Source organism: Robiginitalea myxolifaciens (assembly GCF_900115205.1).
GTDB lineage: Bacteria > Bacteroidota > Bacteroidia > Flavobacteriales > Flavobacteriaceae > Robiginitalea > Robiginitalea myxolifaciens.
The window spans coordinates 1,106,019-1,126,863 of sequence record NZ_FOYQ01000002.1 but is presented as its reverse complement, the minus strand read 5'-3'; the positions used below and the strand labels follow the sequence as shown (position 1 = coordinate 1,126,863).

The 20,845-nt window shown below is 50.1% G+C and carries 13 protein-coding genes; 9 read left to right on the top strand and 4 right to left on the bottom strand.

All coding sequences use genetic code 11. The features are described from left to right. Positions 1-49: 49 nt before the first annotated feature. The gene (locus BM318_RS13120; RefSeq protein WP_092983048.1) at positions 50-733 is read right to left on the bottom strand and encodes a cell division ATP-binding protein FtsE; all 684 of its coding nucleotides are present in this window, start codon (positions 731-733) and stop codon (positions 50-52) included. Positions 734-904: 171 nt separating this feature from the next. Here BM318_RS13120 and BM318_RS13115 point away from each other — a divergent pair, with 171 nt between their 5' ends. From BM318_RS13115 to BM318_RS13100, 4 genes are all read left to right on the top strand, one after another. After that, on the top strand, positions 905-3,922 hold the full coding sequence (locus BM318_RS13115; protein ID WP_092983046.1) for a tetratricopeptide repeat protein: 3,018 nt from the start codon (positions 905-907) through the stop codon (positions 3,920-3,922). Positions 3,923-3,969: 47 nt separating this feature from the next. Further along, complete coding sequence (locus BM318_RS13110) at positions 3,970-5,724, top strand: TonB-dependent receptor domain-containing protein (RefSeq protein ID WP_092983044.1); 1,755 nt, start codon at positions 3,970-3,972, stop codon at positions 5,722-5,724. Between the two features lie 87 nt (positions 5,725-5,811). Next, entirely contained in the window at positions 5,812-6,924 is a 1,113-nt protein-coding gene (locus BM318_RS13105) for an OmpA family protein (RefSeq protein WP_092983042.1), read from the top strand. A gap of 49 nt (positions 6,925-6,973) precedes the next feature. Further along, positions 6,974-8,635 carry an amidohydrolase gene (locus BM318_RS13100; protein WP_092983041.1) on the top strand — a complete coding sequence of 554 codons (1,662 nt, stop codon included), beginning with the start codon at positions 6,974-6,976 and terminating at the stop codon, positions 8,633-8,635. A 116-nt stretch (positions 8,636-8,751) separates the two neighbouring features. Here the strand turns inward: BM318_RS13100 and BM318_RS13095 are convergent, their stop codons facing one another. Beyond that, complete coding sequence (locus BM318_RS13095) at positions 8,752-9,291, bottom strand: DUF2911 domain-containing protein (protein WP_092983039.1); 540 nt, start codon at positions 9,289-9,291, stop codon at positions 8,752-8,754. 232 nt (positions 9,292-9,523) lie between these two features. Here BM318_RS13095 and asnB point away from each other — a divergent pair, with 232 nt between their 5' ends. The 3 genes from asnB to BM318_RS13080 all read left to right on the top strand — a co-directional run bounded on the left by asnB (position 9,524) and on the right by BM318_RS13080 (position 14,564). Continuing rightward, positions 9,524-11,194 carry an asparagine synthase B gene (asnB, locus tag BM318_RS13090; protein WP_092983037.1) on the top strand — a complete coding sequence of 557 codons (1,671 nt, stop codon included), beginning with the start codon at positions 9,524-9,526 and terminating at the stop codon, positions 11,192-11,194. A 264-nt stretch (positions 11,195-11,458) separates the two neighbouring features. Beyond that, complete coding sequence (gene gyrB, locus BM318_RS13085) at positions 11,459-13,399, top strand: DNA topoisomerase (ATP-hydrolyzing) subunit B (RefSeq protein WP_092983035.1); 1,941 nt, start codon at positions 11,459-11,461, stop codon at positions 13,397-13,399. 139 nt (positions 13,400-13,538) lie between these two features. Then, complete coding sequence (locus BM318_RS13080; protein ID WP_092983033.1) at positions 13,539-14,564, top strand: DUF6588 family protein; 1,026 nt, start codon at positions 13,539-13,541, stop codon at positions 14,562-14,564. A 115-nt stretch (positions 14,565-14,679) separates the two neighbouring features. On the opposite strand, the gene BM318_RS13075 is transcribed toward BM318_RS13080, so the two are convergent. Continuing rightward, positions 14,680-15,033: a hypothetical protein gene (locus tag BM318_RS13075; protein ID WP_092983031.1), complete on the bottom strand. Its 354-nt coding sequence runs from the start codon at positions 15,031-15,033 to the stop codon at positions 14,680-14,682. A 253-nt stretch (positions 15,034-15,286) separates the two neighbouring features. Here BM318_RS13075 and mdh point away from each other — a divergent pair, with 253 nt between their 5' ends. Together mdh and secDF are read left to right on the top strand one after the other, a co-directional pair. After that, a complete protein-coding gene (gene mdh, locus BM318_RS13070) occupies positions 15,287-16,213 on the top strand; it encodes a malate dehydrogenase (RefSeq protein ID WP_092983029.1) in 927 nt (308 codons plus the stop codon). Positions 16,214-16,425: 212 nt separating this feature from the next. Further along, positions 16,426-19,389, top strand: coding sequence for a protein translocase subunit SecDF (gene secDF, locus BM318_RS13065; RefSeq protein WP_092983027.1), 2,964 nt, complete (start codon positions 16,426-16,428; stop codon positions 19,387-19,389). A gap of 82 nt (positions 19,390-19,471) precedes the next feature. On the opposite strand, the gene BM318_RS13060 is transcribed toward secDF, so the two are convergent. Beyond that, positions 19,472-20,767 (bottom strand): ATP-binding cassette domain-containing protein, encoded by a 1,296-nt coding sequence (locus tag BM318_RS13060; RefSeq protein WP_092983026.1) that lies wholly within the window; start codon positions 20,765-20,767, stop codon positions 19,472-19,474. Positions 20,768-20,845: the final 78 nt, after the last annotated feature.

The window sequence follows — 20,845 nt, the reverse complement described above, 5'->3', positions numbered from 1 at the left end:
AAGTTTGGTGCAAATTAACAAAAAAAGTCGCTGTCTGAGTCTGCAAGGGTCATCCGACCTTCTGAACCACCTCAAAAACCTTGCTGCCGTCGCACTTGAGGGTTTTGGAAGGATATTTCAAAAGCAGGGCATAGTCGTGGGTTGCCATAAGGATAGTCCGCCCCGCCTTATTGATCTCCTGAAGGACTTTCATGACCTCCACGCTGGTTTGGGGATCGAGGTTCCCGGTGGGCTCGTCGGCCAGGATCAATTCCGGGTCATTGAGTAGGGCCCGCGCTATGGCAATGCGCTGTTGTTCCCCTCCGGATAGTTCATGAGGAAATTTAAAGCCTTTGGTCTTCATCCCCACCTTGTCCAGAACGGTGTCGATACGCTCCTTCATTTTATCGGCTTCTTTCCAACCCGTAGCTTTGAGCACAAACTTTAAGTTCTCGTGTACGTTGCGATCAGGCAGTAGTTTAAAGTCCTGGAACACGATTCCCAATTTGCGCCGTAAAAAGGGTATATCTTCTTCCCGAAGGGTTTTTAAATTGAAGCCGACAATGCGCCCGTTCCCTTCCTTCAAAGGGAGATCTGCATAGAGCGTTTTCATAAAACTACTTTTCCCGCTTCCCGTTTTCCCGATGAGGTAAACGAATTCTCCGGGTCGGATATCCAGGCTAATCCCGTTGAGGATCATGCTTTCTTTCTGGAATACAGCAACAGATTTCAGGGAGAGGACGGGTTCGACCATCTTTGGAATTTGATATTTACAATCAGGAAATTTTTCCTGGGATTAAAAGTAAGAAGATCCGCGAAGATTTGATTGCCCGCCTGTGAATAAATACCAACCGGCATACTGTGGAACGGTATTTGCCGTTATTCATAGAAATTTGGTTATTCGTTAACCTATTCACAGAACACTATGCGTACTACTTTGATAGTCCTGCTGGCCCTTTTGGGGATGACCGGCCAGGGGATAGGGCAGGAATCCGCGATCTATACCCACGCGCAGCGGAAATATCAGGAGGCCCTCGATCTCTATAACAATAAGCAATATCAGGCGGCACAAACCCTTTTCGAAGAGGTGCATGCCCAGACCGATGATCCTGAAACTGAAGCCAACAGCGCGTACTATATCGCCAATGCTGCGGTGCGCCTGAATCAGTTGGGTGCCGACCGGCTCATGGAGGATTTTGTGGAGCGCTATCCCACCTCAATTCGCAGAAACTCCGCCTTTGTCGATGTAGCGGATTACTACTTTGAGAACGGGCGTTATCCCTATGCCCTGAAGTGGTACAAAAAGGTCGATCAATCTTCCCTCTCCCGAGCCGAAAGGGAACGCTTTGATTTTAATATCGGCTATTCCCTGTTTTCCTCCCAGAAACCTGAGGAAGCCGAACGCTACTTGCAGCGGGTGAGCAATTCCCCCAAATACGGTTCTCAGGCAAAGTATTATCTCGGATACATTTCCTACCAACAGGACGACTATGCCGAAGCTAATGAACGCTTTGACCAGATCGCCGATCAGGAACTCCTCGAAGAAAAGCTGAGTTACTACCAGGCCGATATGAATTTTAAGCTCGGAAATTTCGAAGAGGCGATTGCACAAGCTAAGAAGCAACTCCCCAAGTCGGATCGGCGCGAGATCAGCGAGCTCAATAAGATTATCGGAGAGAGCTACTTTAACTTGGGACAATACGAAAATGCGATCCCCTATCTGGAGGATTACAAAGGCAAGCGCGGGCGGTGGAACAATACCGATTACTACCAGCTAGGCTACGCGCAATACAAACGCGGCGACTTCGAAGCAGCGGTAAGCCAATTCAATAAAATCATAGACGGGCAAGACGATGTCGCCCAGAATGCTTACTACCATCTCGCCAAATGCTACCTGGAGCTCGATAAGAAACAGGAAGCGCTCAATGCCTACCGCAACGCCAGTCAGATGCAGTATAGTCCGGACATCCGAAAAGATGCCTTGTTGAACTATGCGCGGTTGAGTTATGAGATCGGGAACCCGTATGAGCCTGTTCCCCAGGTGCTGGGTAATTTCCTGGAACGCTATCCCGATTCCGAAGAACAAAGTGAAATCCGGGAACTGCTGGTAGACTCCTACATAACTTCCCGGAATTTTGCCGGAGCTATGGAATTGCTGGAAGAGAACAGGGGTTACGCCAGTGACGAGACCTTTCAGAAAGTTGCCTTTTATCGCGGGGTAGAGTTATTCCTTTCCGAGGATTACCCTCAGGCCCTGGTTCATTTCGATAAGGCGGTCAGCACACGGGCCAATCCCGAGTTTACCGCAAGAAGTCGCTTTTGGAAGGCGGAATCGGCCTATGCCGACGGAGGCTACGAACAGGCCATCGCGGAGTACACCGCATTTGCCTCGGAACCCCGGGCGCAAAGCCTGGAGGAATACAAAGGTTTGGCCTATCAACTGGGGTATGCCCACTTTAAATTGAAACAGTACGGACCGGCAACGGAACAGTTTCGCAGGTTTACTGGCTCGGCTCCGTCTGGTCCCGCCAAAACCGATGCGTACATGCGCCTCGGGGACAGCTATTTCGTCAATAGCTCCTACCAGCAGGCCATCTCGGCATACGACCAGGCCCTGGCATCCGGAAGCTCCGAAAGGGATTATGCCGCGTATCAGAAAGCTATGAGTTTTGGGTTCCTCGGACAGGAATCCAAGAAGCGTGACGAGTTGGATGCTTTTGTGAGCCGATTTCCGAATTCCAGCCTCAAAGACGATGCACTTTTTGAATTGGGCAACAGCTACGTGCAGGCCGGACGGGACGGGGATGCGATTGCTGCCTATGATCGTTTGATCCGGGAATACCGCATGAGTTCCCTGGTTCCTGCAGCCATGATGCGTAAAGGCCTGGTTTATTATAACTCCGGACGCAATGAGGAAGCTTTAGAGGTATTCCGCGCTGTGGTAGACACGTACCCGAATTCCGGGCAAGCCAGCCAGGCCGTTCAAACAGCCAAACTCATCTATGTAGACCTGGGACGGGTAGACGAATATGCGCGATGGGCCCGAAACCTCGATTTTGTGGAGGTAACCGATAGCGAATTGGAGGCCGCCTCTTTCGAGGCTGCGCAGAAACAACAAATGCAGGGTAATACCTCGGCTGCCGAACGGGCCTACGAAAAGTACCTGGAACAGTTTCCGGGAGGAAGCCGGCGCAATGAGGCGCATTTTGAATTGGCAAAGATGCAATTCGCAGCAGGGGATAAGGATACTGCCCTGGGCCACTTTAAAGTGGTTGCCGAATCCGGGACGGGTGAGGCTGCTGAGCAGGCCCTGACCCGGGTGTGTGAAATCCTGATTTCTAAAAACGACTATCCCGCGGCCCTGCCTTATCTACTCCAATTGGAGGCCCGGGCCGATATTCCGCAGAACAGAACCTTTGCCCAATCCAACCTGATGAAGGGCTATTACGGGCAAAAAGACTATACCCGCACCCTCAATTATGCAGAGAAGGTGCTTTCCAGCCCCGGGCTAGACGATCGAATCCGCAGTGATGCCCGACTGATGATTGCCCGCTCGGCATGGGAAACCGGCGATTTTCAAAAAGCTAAAGCGAGCTACCAGCAGGTGCTCGAAATTGCTACCGGCGGTACGGCTGCAGAAGCCCTTTATTTCCAGGCGCTTTTCCAGCATCGCGAAGCGGCCTTTGAAGCGTCTAATGCCTCGGTCCAACGCCTTGCCAAAGACTATGCAGCCTATAAGGAATGGGGTGGTAAAGGCCTGGTTCTTATGGCCAAGAATTTTGATGAACTCGACGACGCCTTTCAAGCCACCTACATCCTGGAGAACGTGATTGCAAATTTCGGCGCTTATCCGGACCTGGTGGAAGAAGCTCAAAAGGAACTAACCCGTATCCGCGCCAAGGAGGCGCAGCGCAATGCTTCCGTTGATCCACAAGGGAATTAGGAGCTGAGCACGTGGGGATCCTCAATACATTCATACGAAGAAACACAATGAAGAACACCTTAAAATACTGTTTGTTAGTTGCAGCCCTCTGTTTTTCCCAAATGGGATGGAGCCAGGAGGACGACGACCTGGGGACGGAAACCGTTACCGTCACGCGATCGTATACGCCAACAGTCTCTGATGCTTATAAGATCAAGACCTTGCCCAGCTTGAATGATTCTATCGTCCTGCGTAAGAAACCCATTGAGTATACCATTTTGCCGGTGCCGGTGGCTTCTACCTTTACGCCTGCTAAAGGCCGGGCTGCTACCGTTGAGCGTGCGACCCCTGAAAAACTATACAGCAGTTATGCCGCAATTGGATTGGGGAACTACAACAATGCCCTGGCGGATTTCTACATAAGCCGGGATTATGATCGCGGCAGCAAACGCCTGGACTTTGGGCTGAGCCACCTCAGTTCGCGGGGGGATATTGAAAATACACCCCTGGATACCGATTTCTACAATACCGATCTCAGCCTGACGTATGCCCAGCGGGAGCGGGACTGGGAGTGGAATGCTACGGCAGGGATTGAGCACCGGAGGTATAACTGGTACGGACTGCCTGAGGAAACCTTTGATGAGCCCACAATTGCAGGGATCGATGAAACACAGGATTATTTCCGGGGGGAGATTAAAGGGGGAATCCAAATGGAGGAAACGTACTTCAAGGATGCCGAACTCTTACTTCGCCGCTTTTGGGATGCCGCAGATTCCGGGGAGAACCGGGCGCGTTTCGAAGCCGGGTTCAGTTTTCCGCTTACCGAAGAAGCCCTTGACCTGGGTGTTGCCGCCGATTATGTAGGTGGTAGTTTTACCAATGCTGATCAGGCCGAATTCTTTAATACAACCGGGATTGATTACAGTTTCCTGATCGCCGGAGTGCGGCCGCGATTGTTGATGCTCCGGGACGACTTGAAACTGGAATTGGGGGCTCGCTTTGTAGTAGGCCTCGATCTGGAAAACAACGATACGGATTTCTACATCTATCCGGCTGTAGCTGCTTCCTACCGATTGCTGGAGGAATCGGTTATTGCTTACGCCGGGGTAGAGGGGGGATTAATGCAGAACAGTTATTACGAATTTACCCAGGATAACCCTTTCGTTTCGCCCACCCTGCAGATTCGACCAACGGATCGTCAATACGAAGCCAATTTGGGCTTTAAGGGGCAGCTGGCGCCTAGTGTCAGTTATGATTTGCGAGGGACCTACCGGGCGGAAAATTTCCTGCCCCTCTTTATTCTCAACCCTCAGAACGAAACCCGGGGCGATGAAAAGGGATACAACTACGGAAACTCCTTCCGCTTGTTTTACGACGACGTCAAGACCCTGGGAATTTCCGGGGCACTCGAATTCAGCCTGAACAGAAATTTCACCCTCGGTCTTAGTGGGGCCGTCTATGATTACGACACGGAAACCGACAACCCGGCCTGGAACCTCCCCGATACGGAAGGAAGCGCTACCCTGGACTATCAGCACAACAGTGGCTGGTACGGCGGGCTCAATCTGTTCTACGTCGGTATGCGGAGCGATTTCTCTTCGGTTGCTTTAGAAAATACACTCTCCGAAAACTATCCGGCAACCATTTTGGAGCTCGATAGTTATGTCGATGCCAACGCCCACCTGGGATATCGGGTCAATGATCAGTTGAGCATTTTTGCGCGTGGGAGCAACCTGCTGGGGAACGATTACCAACGATGGGCCAATTTCCGTGTTCAGGGCTTGCAGGTACTTGCTGGCGTAAGCTATAAGTTTGATTTGTAGGCTTTTACCGAATTTTAGCGCTGTTCAACCTAAGCATCCAGTTTGCATTTCTCGATTTCGTACCTTGGATCGGATACTTCGAGGTACATGTCGAGAACCCTGTATTTCCCCCTGCTAGTAGCCCTGCTCATTCCATTTTTGGCAGGCGCACAGAACCTCATTCCCAACCCGGGATTTGAGCATTATCGCCGGTGCCCGCAAACGCTGGGAAATTTCGAAGAAGATTTATACTACTGGACCTGCCCGACCCGCGGATCAACTGATTTTTTCCACCAATGCAGCCCGGAAATGGGCGCCCCCGAAAACTTTAACGGGGAACAGGAACCTGCAGAGGGAAAGGCTTACGCAGGCTTTTATGCCTATGCTCCTTCCGAGTACCGGGAATACGTTCAGGTTCGTCTGTACAATGCTCTGAAGGCCGGTAAAACCTATCGATTTTCTGCCGCTTTGAGCCTGGCTGAGCGCTCGGATTATTCCCTGGCGCAACTCGGGCTGCTTTTCAGCAATCACCCTTTGCGGGAAGGCACCCGAAAAGTACTTTCCTCACGGCGTCGCATGGCGCATTCCGGGTATCGCTATACCTATATTGATTTACCGACCCATAAAGACCTGACCGCTGCACGCCATTGGGTAAGACTGGAGACTACCTTCAAGGCGCAAGGTGGGGAGGCTGTACTCATTTTAGGAAATTTTGAATCGGATCAGCGGACGCGTAAAACCCGCCGGAAAGGATCCAATAAGGGGGCCTACTATTACCTCGACGACCTCTCCCTGGTAGCTTTGGATTCCCTTGGGGTTCCCGAGGCCCTGCCGAAGTTTTCGCTGGATAGTCTGCAGACCCTGCCTACGGTTGTTTTTGAATTCGATTCCCACAAACTCAGCACCATTGGCAAGGAACGCCTCAATGCACTGGGACAGTTTTTGAGGTCGGATCATGAGTACTCCCTGGAATTGCGGGGTCATACCGATAATGTCGGCGAGGCACCTTATAATCAATTTTTATCAGAACGCCGCTGCCATTCGGTTACCGCCTATTTGGAGCAACTCGGGATTGCCAGGGATCGGATTTCTTATCGCGGCTATGGGGCTTCAAGACCTGTAAGCAGTAACCGGGATTCCCTGGGACGTCGGCAGAACAGGCGTGTAGAATTCATCATTCATTCGGTCCGGGACAGCCTTAGACCCGACGGGCAGAATTGAGTATCTTTAGGCGTTTTTCCCAAACAGGGGATTCATAAAAACGCATTTCATGAAAATAAGTTACTCCAGTTTTTTACAAAGACCTATTGCCGGATTTTCCCTGGTATTATTGCTAATGCTCGCTTCTTGTTCTCCCGAGAAAGAGCAGGCAGATCTGATCGTGTACAACGCCAAAGTCTATACGGTAGATGATGCCTTCAGCACGGCCAGTGCTTTTGCCGTTAAGGACGGTAAATTCCTGGCAGTCGGCAGCGATGCTGATATACAGCAGGCCTATGCTTCCGCAGATAGTTGGGATGCCGGAGGGCAGACCATCGTTCCCGGATTGATCGATGCCCATTGCCACTTTTTTGGTCTGGGATTGAATCAGGGGGCCGTAGACCTTGTAGGTACCACTAGCTATGAGGAAGTGTTGCAGAAAATTGTCGCGTTTCAAGAGGAAAATCCTTCGGAATATCTCTATGGCCGGGGCTGGGACCAGAACGATTGGGAGGTTAAGGAATTTCCAACGAAAAAGGCCCTGGACAGCCTGTTTCCAGATATTCCTGTAGCCCTGGAACGCGTAGATGGCCATGCATTGCTGGTGAATCAAAAGGCTTTAGATCTTGGTGGAATCAATGCGTCTACCCGGGTTCCCGGTGGGGAAGTAATCCTGGCCAATGGCCAACCAACCGGGGTTTTGGTAGACAGTCCTATGGATCTCGTTATGTCTCGTTGGCCAGCTCCGGATCAGGAAGCACAGACACGGGCATTGCAACAAGCAGAAGAAATCTGTTTATCATATGGCTTGACTACCGTAAACGATGCCGGCCTTAGTCCTGAGGTAATCGGCCTGATCAACGACCTGCAACAATCCGATGAATTAAAAATGCGCATTTATGCGATGATCAGCAACACCCCGCAAAACCTGGATCTGATGCTGCCGGAAGGAAAAATAAAAACGGACCGGCTGAATGTGCGCTCTGTAAAGGTGTATGCCGACGGCGCCCTGGGTTCCCGTGGGGCTGCCCTAAAAGCTCCTTATTCCGATCAGGCGGGTCACTTCGGGGCCATGATTACTCCTGCGGAGGATCTGGAAGCCCTGGCTGAGCGCCTGGCAATTGCCGGATTCCAAATGAATACCCATGCCATCGGGGATTCAGCCAATATCGCTGTCCTTAGGGCTTACCGCGCTGCGCTGGATGGGCTTGAGGACCCCCGTTGGAAGATAGAACACGCGCAGATTGTAGGGTTGGAAGATTTTGAACAGTTCGACTCCAAGATTATTCCCTCTATTCAACCTACCCACGCTACCAGTGATATGTACTGGGCCGAGGATCGCCTGGGCGCGGAGCGGATGCCCGGGGCATACGCCTTTTCACAATTGCTGGACGCTTCTGGTATTGTGGCTCTGGGAACAGATTTCCCTGTGGAATTCGTAAACCCCATGTTTACATTCTACGCAGCCGTAGCGCGTATGGATAATTCGGGCTATCCGGAAGGAGGCTTTCAAATGGAAGGGGCGTTAAGCCGCGAAGAAGCCCTGCGCGGCATGACCATTTGGGCTGCCTATTCCAATTTTGAGGAAGATGAGAAAGGGAGCATTGAAGCCGGTAAAATGGGAGACTTTACCGTCCTGGATGCCGACCTGATGGAAGCACCCAATGAGGCTTTACCCGAAATCGGAGTTGTCCGGACTTACCTGGGAGGGGAATTGGTCTTCGAAAAGTAATTCAGGGTATTCGGTTGGGAATTCCAGCCTAATCCAATAAAAAACGGCAGCCTGCTGGCTGCCGTTTTACGTTGATTTCCCGGATAGAGGGAAACCCGTTTCTTTCTGATAGCAATTTACATTGTAATAGGGACTGCAACACGCAGGGAGTCCCATCCCATTACCATGTGTACGCCATCTTCAACTTCCTTAAAGGCAATTGAAAAGGCTTCCAGAGGTTCTCCGGCCATGGAAGCAGGAACGCTGACCCGGGCTACATCGGCTCCCTGGTCATAACTGTAGGCGCCCCATTGATTGAGATTTTTGTTCAGAATTACCGTCCACTCCTTGTCTCCTGGTTGGGTAAACAGGGAATAGGTACCGGCGGGGATAGCTTGTCCTCCAAAATTCACATCCTTGTAAAAAGTGATCTCAGGAGCTTCGTTAGCCCCGGTTCTCCATACTTTACCGGCAGGTGCCAGATCGGCTAAAGAACGTCCTTTAAGCTGTGGACGGCTATAGGTAATTCGGATTGCTTTGTCCGAAACCCGATAGCTCGAAGGGTAGGCGGCAGCATCCATAGGGCTGGAATCCATCCCGCTGAATTCCTGTGCATTCATGGTTGCTGAAAGTCCCAGCGCAAGGGCCAGGATGGTAAATAAGCGTAATTTTTTCATAGGTGTATTGATTTTCGAGTCTAAAACTACTCCCTTTTTCAGGGGGATATATTTAAAAGGTCGTTAAAATTTGGGTGGCCTTACAGCTTGTAAGGCAACAGCTGGTATATTCCACTGATCATTACAAAATGCACTAAAAAGCGGATTAAAAATTATAAATATTAATCATATAGCAATTATATGTTTCAAATAATAATATTATAAATGATATTTGACAATAAATTATAATGCTATGTGCGGAATTGTATGCGCCTTTGAATTAAAACAAGCAGTAGATACGCTGCGCCCCCAATTACTTGAAATGTCCGGAAAACTGCGTCATCGCGGACCGGACTGGAGTGGAATATATTCGGATCAAAATGGCATCCTGGCCCATGAGCGCCTGGCTATAGTAGATCCGGCTTCAGGAAAACAGCCTTTGCTGAGCCCTGACGGAAATCTTGTACTCGCTGCCAATGGGGAGATATATAATCACCGGGAGCTGCGTCAGCAGTTCGAAGGCAACTATGCTTTCCAGACCCAATCGGATTGCGAGGTGATCCTTCCCCTGTACCAGGAAAAAGGCGCGGATTTCATCGACGAGCTCAACGGGATATTTGCCTTTGCCATATACGACAGCCGGGATGGAAGCTACCTGATTGCCCGCGATCACATGGGCATAATCCCGCTCTATATCGGATGGGATCAGTTTGGGACTTTTTATGTGGCTTCGGAATTAAAAGCGTTGGAAGGTACTTGTACCCGCATTGAACTTTTCCCTCCGGGCCATTATCTGAGCAGCAAGGAGGAAGGTTTTCAGAAGTGGTATTCCCGGGAGTGGACCTCTTATGAAGCGGTTAAAGAAAATGAGACCAGCATTCCGGAATTGCGGAAGGCCCTTGAAGATGCCGTACACCGGCAGTTAATGTCTGATGTGCCTTATGGGGTACTACTTTCAGGTGGATTGGACAGCTCTGTGACTTCGGCCATTGCACGCACCTTTGCCCAGAAGCGTATCGAATCCGGGGATGCCGATGAGGCCTGGTGGCCGCGATTGCATTCGTTTTCCGTTGGGTTGGTGGGATCTCCGGATTTGGCAGCTGCGCGAAAAGTAGCCGACCATATCGGGACCGTCCACCACGAAATCACCTTTACCATCCAGGAAGGTCTGGATGCGATCCGGGACGTTATCTACCATCTGGAAACATATGATATTACTACTATCCGGGCTTCCACGCCCATGTATCTTATGGCGCGTGTTATCAAATCTATGGGGATTAAGATGGTCCTCTCCGGAGAAGGCGCCGATGAGCTCTTTGGCGGCTACCTTTACTTCCACAAAGCACCAAGCCCAAAAGATTTCCACGAGGAAACTGTACGCAAACTGGAAAAGTTGCACATGTACGATTGCCTGCGTGCCAATAAATCATTGGCTGCCTGGGGCATTGAGGGGCGCGTACCCTTCCTGGACAAGGAATTCATGGATGTGGCCATGCGTCTGAATCCCAAGGACAAGATGGCCGGTCCGGATCGCATGGAGAAATGGGTAGTACGCAAGGCTTTTGAGGATTACCTGCCCGAAAGCGTCGCCTGGCGTCAGAAAGAACAGTTTTCGGATGGCGTAGGTTACGATTGGATCGATACCCTCAAGCAAGTGGTGGCCGAGGCGGTTACCGATGAGATGCTGGAGAATGCGGCCTTCCGTTTCCCCATTCAGACCCCTACCACCAAGGAAGAATATTACTATCGGGACATTTTTACCTCGCATTTCCCAAGCGACGCCGCGGCCCGCTCGGTTCCCCAGGAACCCTCGGTGGCTTGCAGCACTCAAATTGCCCTGGAATGGGATGAGGCATTTCGCAATATGAACGATCCCTCTGGAAGGGCAGTAGCCAAGGTTCATGCCGATGCCTATGTCAAGTAATTCGTAAACCGCTCTGCAGCCCGAAAACGGGCTTGGCGGATGTTGTTTGATTAGTCCTTAAGAAGCGCTGCTCGGCCGGCGCTTCTTTTGTTTTTAAAGACCTTTCCTTCGGGCTTGAAAAATCCTTGCAAACCAAGCGGTTTTTTTCCACATATATTGTTGATAACTTCGAGCACTGAAATGGGCCTAAACGCCCTATTTGCAGGGTGATTTGCTATATTTGTGAGATGCCAAAATGGCAACCTAAACCGAGCGATTTTACTTATGAGTGAAGAGGCAAATAAGAAGAAGTATTCAGCAGACAGTATTCAGGCCCTTGAAGGGATAGAACACGTGCGTATGCGCCCCTCCATGTACATCGGAGATGTCGGAGTTCGGGGCTTGCACCATTTGGTCTATGAAGTGGTAGATAACTCCATCGATGAGGCCATGGGAGGGCACTGCGATACCATTTCAGTTACGATAAACGAGGATAATTCCATCACGGTCGAGGATAACGGTCGGGGGATCCCTGTGGACATGCACAAAAAGGAAGGGGTAAGCGCCCTGGAAGTGGTCATGACCAAGATTGGTGCCGGTGGAAAATTCGATAAAGATTCCTATAAAGTTTCCGGAGGATTACACGGGGTAGGGGTTTCTGTGGTAAACGCCCTTTCGGATAACCTCAAAGCGGTAGTGCACCGGGATGGGAAGATCTGGGAACAGGAATATCAGCGTGGACGAACATCTTATCCGGTAAAGTCTACAGGGACTTCCGATAAACGCGGGACCATTGTAACCTTCCACCCGGATTCGGAGATTTTCCAACAAACCATAGAATTCAATTACGATACCCTGGCCAACCGGATGCGGGAACTGGCTTATCTGAACAAGGGAATCAATATTACCATTACCGATCGCCGCGAGAAAGACGACAAAGGAGAATTCAAAAGCGAGACCTTTTTCTCAGAGGAGGGACTCAAGGAATTCATCCGTTTCCTGGATGGAAACCGGGAGCCGTTGATCCAGAATGTTATCTCGATGGAAGGGGAAAAGAATGATATTCCCGTTGAGGTAGCCATGGTTTACAATACGTCGTACACCGAAAATCTGCACTCCTACGTAAATAATATTAATACCCATGAGGGTGGGACGCATTTAAGCGGATTTCGCCGCGGGCTTACCACAACTTTGAAAAAGTATGCGGATGCTTCCGGGATGCTGGACAAGATTAAGTTCGAAGTAAGCGGAGACGATTTCCGGGAAGGACTAACGGCCATTGTTTCTGTAAAAGTAGCCGAACCTCAGTTCGAGGGGCAAACCAAAACCAAATTGGGGAACCGCGAAGTAAGTGCTGCTGTGAGTCAGGCGGTTTCGGAGATGCTCACCAACTATCTGGAAGAGCACCCGGACGATGCCAAGATAATCGTGCAGAAGGTTATTCTCGCTGCCCAGGCGCGCCATGCGGCTACTAAAGCCCGGGAAATGGTTCAGCGCAAGAACCCCATGAGCGGGGGTGGGCTGCCTGGTAAACTTGCCGATTGTTCGGATCAGGATCCGGAACGCTGCGAACTCTTCCTGGTTGAGGGGGATTCCGCAGGGGGAACAGCCAAGATGGGAAGGGACCGGAACATCCAGGCTATCTTGCCCTTGCGTGGTAAAATCCTGAACGTGGAGAAAGCCATGCAGCACAAGGTGTTCGAGAACGAGGAGATTAAGAACATTTATACTGCTCTTGGAGTTACCATTGGGACCGAAGAGGACAGTAAAGCCCTGAACCTCGAAAAGCTTCGATATCACAAGGTCGTAATCATGTGTGATGCAGATGTCGACGGTAGTCACATCGAAACCCTGATCCTGACATTCTTCTTCCGATACATGCGCGAATTGGTAGAGAATGGCCACGTCTATATTGCTACACCGCCGCTTTACCTGGTCAAGAAGGGTTCCAAAAAACAGTATGCCTGGAATGATAAGGAGCGGGACGAAATTGCCGATAGCTACAGTGGAGGCGTAAGCATACAGCGGTACAAGGGTCTCGGGGAAATGAATGCCGAACAGCTTTGGGAAACAACTATGAATCCTGAAAACAGAACCTTGCGGCAGGTTACCATCGAAAATGCCACCGAATCCGATAGGATCTTCTCCATGCTTATGGGAGATGAGGTGCCGCCGAGGCGTGAGTTTATCGAGAAAAATGCTGTCTATGCCAACATTGATGCATAAGATTTCCCATTTCACAACAAAAACCCCGGATAGCCTCCGGGGTTTTTTATTTTCGGGTAAAATTCCTACAAGAAGCTCATTTAAGCTGAAGGTTGGAATGGCCTAAGGGCTTGAAAATAAATAGGGTAAAAAATCTATTATGAAACGATCATCACTGTACAAAACACTTGCCTTTGCCCTGGTTGGCCTGGGCTTTAGCGCTTCAGTAACGGCGCAATCCAATATCAATGACCTGCTGGCTGCCGGGTTGGACGATGCGGAGCGATTTACTACAGATTATCTTGCTCCTGTGTCGGAGGCTACGGTTTATTCCCTTGCGGGTTCCTGGTTGAATACAGCAACTGCAAAACCCCTGGGGGGCTTTGAAATTTCAATTGTGGGTTCTTTGGCTCCTTTTGGAAATAAAGACGATAAGCGGGCATTTGTGCTCAATACTGCCGAATATGAGAACCTGAGGTTCCAGGACGGGAGTACTTCCAAAGAAGTCGCTACGGCTTTAGGGGACATCGAGGGTGTCACTGTGGTTATCGAAGATGAAAACGGACTGTTCTCGGAGAGTTTCGAACTTCCCAGCGGACTGGGTTCTGAAGATATCAATGCCTTACCTGCTGGCTTTTTGCAGGGAAGTGTAGGCCTGATAAAGGGTACTGAGGTAAAGGTGCGCTTCCTGCCCAAGATAAAAGCAGATGGTGCGGAAGTAGGCTTGTACGGATTTGGTATTCTGCACGATTTCAGCAGCCACTTACCGGCAGAAAAGCTATGGCCGGTTTCTCTGTCCGGATTCATTGGATATACCCAACTCTCAGGAACCTATGATTTCACCGACACCAATTTCATCGATGGCGAGAACCAACGCATCGATAGTGAAATGAGGGCCTGGACCTTTCAGGCAGTGGTATCTACCCGACTTCCTGTAATTAACTTTTACGGGAGTCTTGGATACATTAGCGGAAGTTCCGATACCGACATACTCGGAACCTACGTAGTTACCTCTGGTCCTTTCCAAACCACTTATGTGGACCCGTTTTCCATCTCTGAAAAATTTAGTGGCGCCAGCGGGAGCGTAGGGGCTAAGTTGAAACTTGGATTTTTCCGCCTGCATGCAGAATACAGCGTGGCAGCCTTTGATACCTTTACTGTAGGTATGCATTTTGGAATGCGATAAGCTTTACACTATTGCCTGAACCGGCCAAGTGGTGTTAGCGCTTACACGCGTCCATATTCAAAAGAAAAAGGCCATATGGATTACCGGATGGCCTTTAATTTTTTCTTCGAATCGCTTATTCCCGATGTGCCAGGATTTCCCCGGCTGGGGTTTCCAATATCTGGGATCCGATTTCTCCGGCAATGGATGCCTGATCGTCAACGATTTCCAGCCCCATATAATCAATGGTGTAGATACCGTTTTCCTGTTTCCAGCCAAAGTCGGTCTGGGCAGTGATAACTCCGCTTTCATAGCGATAATAGCGCCCGAGGTAGGCATCGTTAAAATACCATTCTTCCCGTACTGAGGACCTGCCCTCTTCGGAGGTGGTTATCTCAAGATTAGACCAAACTCCGATCACCGGATCGTTGTTTTCTGGGATTTCAGAACAGTTGGTTACCAGGAGTAGTCCAACTGCAAGTAGGCTCATATGGAGGAAATTACGAGTCATATGTTGCTGTTTTGGTAAGCTTTGGGTACTAGGGCAACGCCAAAGGCGAAACCGATATTGTATTTTTTCGATGAAGTACGGGGAGCCGCACCCAGTATTCGATGAACGACCGTTTTCCGGTCTGTATGGTCGGGAAATTTTGAGAATTTTACCGGGCATTCCCCTCGGGAAAAGTCCCGATAAATCCGTATTTTTGTGCTGCTTAAAATTTATCCATTAACACCAATAGCATATGAAAGTTACCGTTGTGGGAGCAGGGGCCGTAGGAGCCAGCTGTGCCGAGTATATCGCCATTAAGAATTTTGCATCAGAAGTAGTCTTGTTAGACATTAAAGAAGGCTTTGCCGAAGGGAAGGCCATGGACCTGATGCAGTGTGCTTCCCTGAACGGTTTTGACACCCGCATCACCGGTGTGACCAACGATTACTCCAAAACGGCGGGAAGTGACATCGCCGTGATTACCTCTGGAATTCCCAGAAAACCAGGAATGACCCGGGAGGAATTGATTGGGATCAATGCCGGGATAGTGAAATCTGTTTCCTCTAGCTTACTGGAACATTCCCCGAATGCGATCATCATTGTGGTTAGTAATCCTATGGACACCATGACCTATCTGGTCCACAAAACCACAGATTTGCCTAAAGAACGCATCATTGGAATGGGCGGAGCTCTGGACAGCGCCCGCTTCAAGTATCGCCTGGCTGAAGCCCTGGGGGCACCAATTTCCGATGTGGACGGAATGGTTATCGGAGGCCACAGTGATACCGGGATGGTACCCCTGACAAGCCATGCTACCCGTAATAGTATAAAAGTGAGCGAATTCCTGAGTGCAGATCGACTGCAGCAAGTTGCTGAAGATACCAAAGTGGGCGGGGCAACCCTGACAAAGTTATTGGGCACCAGCGCCTGGTATGCTCCTGGAGCTGCTGTTTCGGGATTGGTACAGGCCATTGCCTGCGACCAGAAGAAAATTTTCCCTTGTTCGGCTTATTTGGAAGGCGAATATGGCCTTAATGACTTGTGTATTGGAGTTCCCGTTGTTCTCGGACGCGGAGGGATCGAATCCATTGTTGAAATTGAACTGGACGATGCGGAAAAGGCCAAAATGCAGGAGAGCGCGGCCGGAGTAAGCAAAACCAATGGGCTTCTCGAGGTGTAAAACCAGCTGCCCAGATAAAAAAAGTACGATTAAAGCGCCGGCATTTGCCGGCGTTTTTTATTCCACCAGGCAATGAATTTACCGCCAGAAGGATTCCGGGGATTTAATTGTCAGTTCCTAAGGGAAATAATATATTTGCACGCTGTTTACAGCATCAGAACCCTGTGGGCCCTGGCCTGCATTCGCAAACGTTTAAGACAAGCGCTTTACCCATGAATAACAAAGGACTAATAAAGCTATTTGCTTTTTTGTTCGGATTGGTAAGTATTTACCAACTCTCCTTCACGTTTATTACATCCAAAATTGAGGACGACGCCGCGGCTCATGCTGCAGCACTGATTTCTGCTGACACAGAGGATTATGTTGCCCAACGTGAGATCGAAGAAGCCCGCTACCTGGATTCCGTTTCGGATAACCCTATCCTGGGATTCACTTCCTACGAAGACGCCAAAAAGAAAGAGCTCAACAAAGGACTCGACCTCAAGGGGGGAATCAATGTAACCCTACAGATTTCTGTACGGGATATCCTCTCGGGACTGGCTAATAATACCAAGAACCCGGTATTCAACCGCGCCCTTGCCGATGCGGATGCGGCTTCCACCAATAGTGACGAAACCTATCTGGATCTTTTCTTCGATGCTTTCGATGAGATCAAGGGAGACACCAAGCTGGCCTCCCCGGATATCTTTGCCAACAAAGGGCTGAGCGATGACATCAATTTCGAGATGTCGGATGATCAGGTACGTCCTGTTATTCGTCGTAAAGTAGATGAGGCTGTTGTCTCTGCTTTTGAAGTACTCCGGGAACGTATCGATGGTTTCGGGGTAACCCAGCCCAATATCCAACGGGAAGGGAACTCCGGACGAATTGTCGTGGAACTTCCTGGTGCCCGTGACATCGCTCGTGCAAGAGATCTGCTTTCGAGTACGGCGCAACTTGAGTTTTGGGAAACATATCCCGCCGGAAACCAGGCCTTGATTTCCTTCCTGGTACAGGCCAATGAGGCGCTGCGCGACATTACCCAGCCTGAGGAAACCGAGCAGGTTAAGCCAGAAAGCGAACTGGATTCGCTTTTATCTGACGTAGCACAGGATTCCTTAGACCTGGATTCCCAGCGCAATCCGCTGATCGAAAAACTACAAATCCCCGGACCTGGGTTTGCCCTTGGGGTAGCTGCCGTACAGGATACAGCACAAATTGGCGAGTGGCTTCGTATGCCGCAGATTCGCCGCCTGTTGCCAGCCGAAGTACAATTCACGCGTTTCCTCTGGGAACGCCCATCAGGTGATTCCGAGGTAGCCGCACTTTACGCGCTGCAGTCTAACCGCGACAATACGCCGCGAATGGCTGGGGATGTCGTAAGCGATGCCCGCGATCAATTCGACCAGTTCAACCGTCCAGCGGTGGGTATGGACATGAATGTACGCGGAGCACGCATCTGGAAAGAACTTACAGCCGATGCCTATGAAAACAAAACCGGTATCGCCATTGTACTGGACGACCGTGTTTACACGGCACCAGGTGTTAGCGAGCCTGGAGGAATTTCAGGAGGAAGTTCTGAAATAACCGGGACGTTCACCGTTAATGAAACCAAAGATATCGCCAACGTATTGCGGGCTGGTAAGCTTCCTGCAGAGGCAGAAATTATCGATTCCTTCGTAGTAGGGCCTTCCCTGGGTCAGGAGGCCATCGACAGTGGTTTTATGTCCTTTATGATCGCCATGGTATTTGTCCTGATCTGGATGGTATTCTACTATGGTAAAGCGGGACTGTTCGCAGACATTGCGCTGATCTTTAACATCCTGTTGATCTTCGGAGTACTCTCCAGTTTGGGAGCTGTACTTACCTTACCAGGTATTGCCGGTATTGTCCTTACAATTGGTATGTCGGTCGATGCCAACGTACTGATCTTTGAACGGATTAAAGAGGAATTGCGCAAAGGCAAGGGGATGGCTCAGGCCGTTTCCGATGGTTTTGACAATGCTCTTTCTTCTATTCTGGATGCGAATATTACCACAGGGCTAACAGCAATTATCCTCCTGATCTTCGGTTCCGGTCCGATCAAAGGATTTGCTACTACCCTGATCATCGGTATCCTTACCTCACTCTTTACTGCAATCTTCGTTACCCGATTGCTGGTAGACTGGTATTTGAACAAGCGCGGCCGCAAACTCGACTTCGCTACTGCAATTACCAAAAACCTTTTTGCCAATCTGAATATCGACTTCCTCAAAAAGCGTAAGATCGCTTATGTGATTTCAGGATTGATCCTTATTGGCGGAGCTGCTTCCTTGTTCACCAAAGGGCTTGACCAGGGCGTGGATTTCGTAGGGGGACGTAATTATCAGATCCGCTTTGAGGATCCGGTAAATCCAACAGAAATTACCGGGGAACTGACCGAGGTATTGGGAAGTGCCAGCGCCAAGACGTTTGGTGATGCAAACCAGATCATGGTTACCACGAAATATAAGGTAGATGTACAGGGAAATGAAGTTGATGACGAGATTCTGGAGATCCTGTTCACGTCCCTTCAGAAGTACATGCCCGACGGGACAACCTACGAAGACTTTGTCCCAGGAGGAACCAATGACGATATCGGGGTATTGAAATACCGCAAGGTTGGACCAACTATTGCTGACGACATTAAGAAGAACGCCGTTTGGGCCGTTATCGGATCCCTTGCTGTGGTATTCCTTTACATTCTGTTGCGTTTTCGCAGATGGCAATTCTCACTCGGTGCTGTTGCCGCAGTATTCCACGATGTAGTGGTGGTACTGGGGGTATTCTCGGCAACCAGTGCGCTTATGCCCTTCAGCATGGAGATCGACCAGGCCTTCATTGCGGCGATACTTACGGTAATTGGTTACTCTCTGAACGATACCGTGGTAGTATTTGACCGTATTCGGGAAATTATCAATGAGAAAGGCTGGCGCGGGGGCGAAAACGTCAATCTGGCCTTGAACAGCACCCTAAGCCGTACCCTGAACACCTCCCTCACCACTTTGGTGGTATTATTGTCCATCTTTATTTTCGGAGGGGAAACCCTGAGAGGATTTATGTTTGCGATGATTGTCGGGGTAATTGTGGGTACCTATTCCTCCATCTTTATCGCGACCCCTATCATGTTCGATAGTTTGTCCCGCAACTTATCTGCAGGAAAGAAGGATACAGAGTAATATGCTAAAAGACAGGTGAAACCGCTCTGGTGGTTTTATCAGAAATACCGAACCGCAGTCGAAAGGCTGCGGTTTTTTTTGTTTATCCCGGAGAGCGCATCGATATCTTTCCGCTAGATCCCTTTGGTCCGGGTAGCAGTTCCAGCAGTTTATCGGCTTGCAGGCCGGGCTCTTCCCGGTGAGAAACAAAAACGATGGCGGTGTCACTTTCGCGAGCCATTTTTACTATGAGTTGGGTTACCAGCCGAGCAGCATGGTCATCCAACCCAGCTGTGGGTTCGTCCAGGATCAACAGGGGTGGGTGTTTAATCATGGCGCGGGCACAGAATATCAACCGCTGTGTCCCGTAAGATTGGTTACGCAAAAGCTCCCCGGCACTCCGTTCAAGTCCCAGAAGCTCCAGCCATTGCCTGGCGAGGGATTGCTGATTTTCCGTGGGCCGGATGTAGAGGCCAATAGAATCGGTAAGCCCCGATATCAGCATATTCTCAAGACTGTGATAACCGCGAAACCGGTCCATCATGGCTGGGGTAAAATAGCCGATGTGCTCTTTGATCTCCCAAACGCTTTCACCGCTTCCCTTGGCCCGGCCAAAAAGGTGTAAATCCTGCCCATAGGCTTTGGGGCTATCTCCGGTAATGAGCGAGATCAGCGTGGTTTTACCACTGCCATTTGGCCCGCGAAGTTCCCAAAAATCGCCCGGCTTTATTTCCCAACTAATTCCGGTAACCGCAGTTTTTCCTGAAAATTCAACACGGACATCCCGCATGATAACCAGCGGATTATCCCGAGCTGGTAATTCTGGAGCCCCGGGAGGAGCAGGTAATTCAGGAGCCCCGGAAGGAGCAGGAGGGATGGAGAGCTTTTTGATGTTATCCTGGGATTCAGTAACGGGCTTATAATCCGGAAACTCCACAAGCTTGCCGCCATCTAAGCGGGCAAAGGCCTGCATACAAGGCAAAACATCTGCAGCGCGGTTTACCAGCTGGATCAGTGTAACCGATTCGGAAAGGTCAAGCAGCCGCTGCCGTAATTCCTCCTGAAAGGCGCGATCCAAATTGTCAAAAGGATCGTCGAGTACGATGAAATCCGGTTTTTGTTTTAAGAGGAAATCCAGCAAGGCTCTTTTGCGCTCTCCGGTGGAACGTGTTTTAAGGCTTTGTTCCCCGGCATCTCCCATTCCCGAGTGTTCATAACGGGCCTCGGCTTCGATGAATGCGGCGAGCCGGGCATCAGAAAAGTATCCACCTTTTTTACCCATAAGAAAGCCCAGAGCGTCCGGAATGCGGCCCTGGAGTAAGTCGTGGGCAAAGTCTCTTTTGCGGGAGTCACTGTTGGTATAGATCGCGGTATGAATCGGCTCCAAATCAGAATTCATGATCCCTAAGGTAGGGTATCGCCGGTGCCTGAAAAAATTTATAGGTAACCCAGGTTACAGTTTGGCATCGGATAAAAT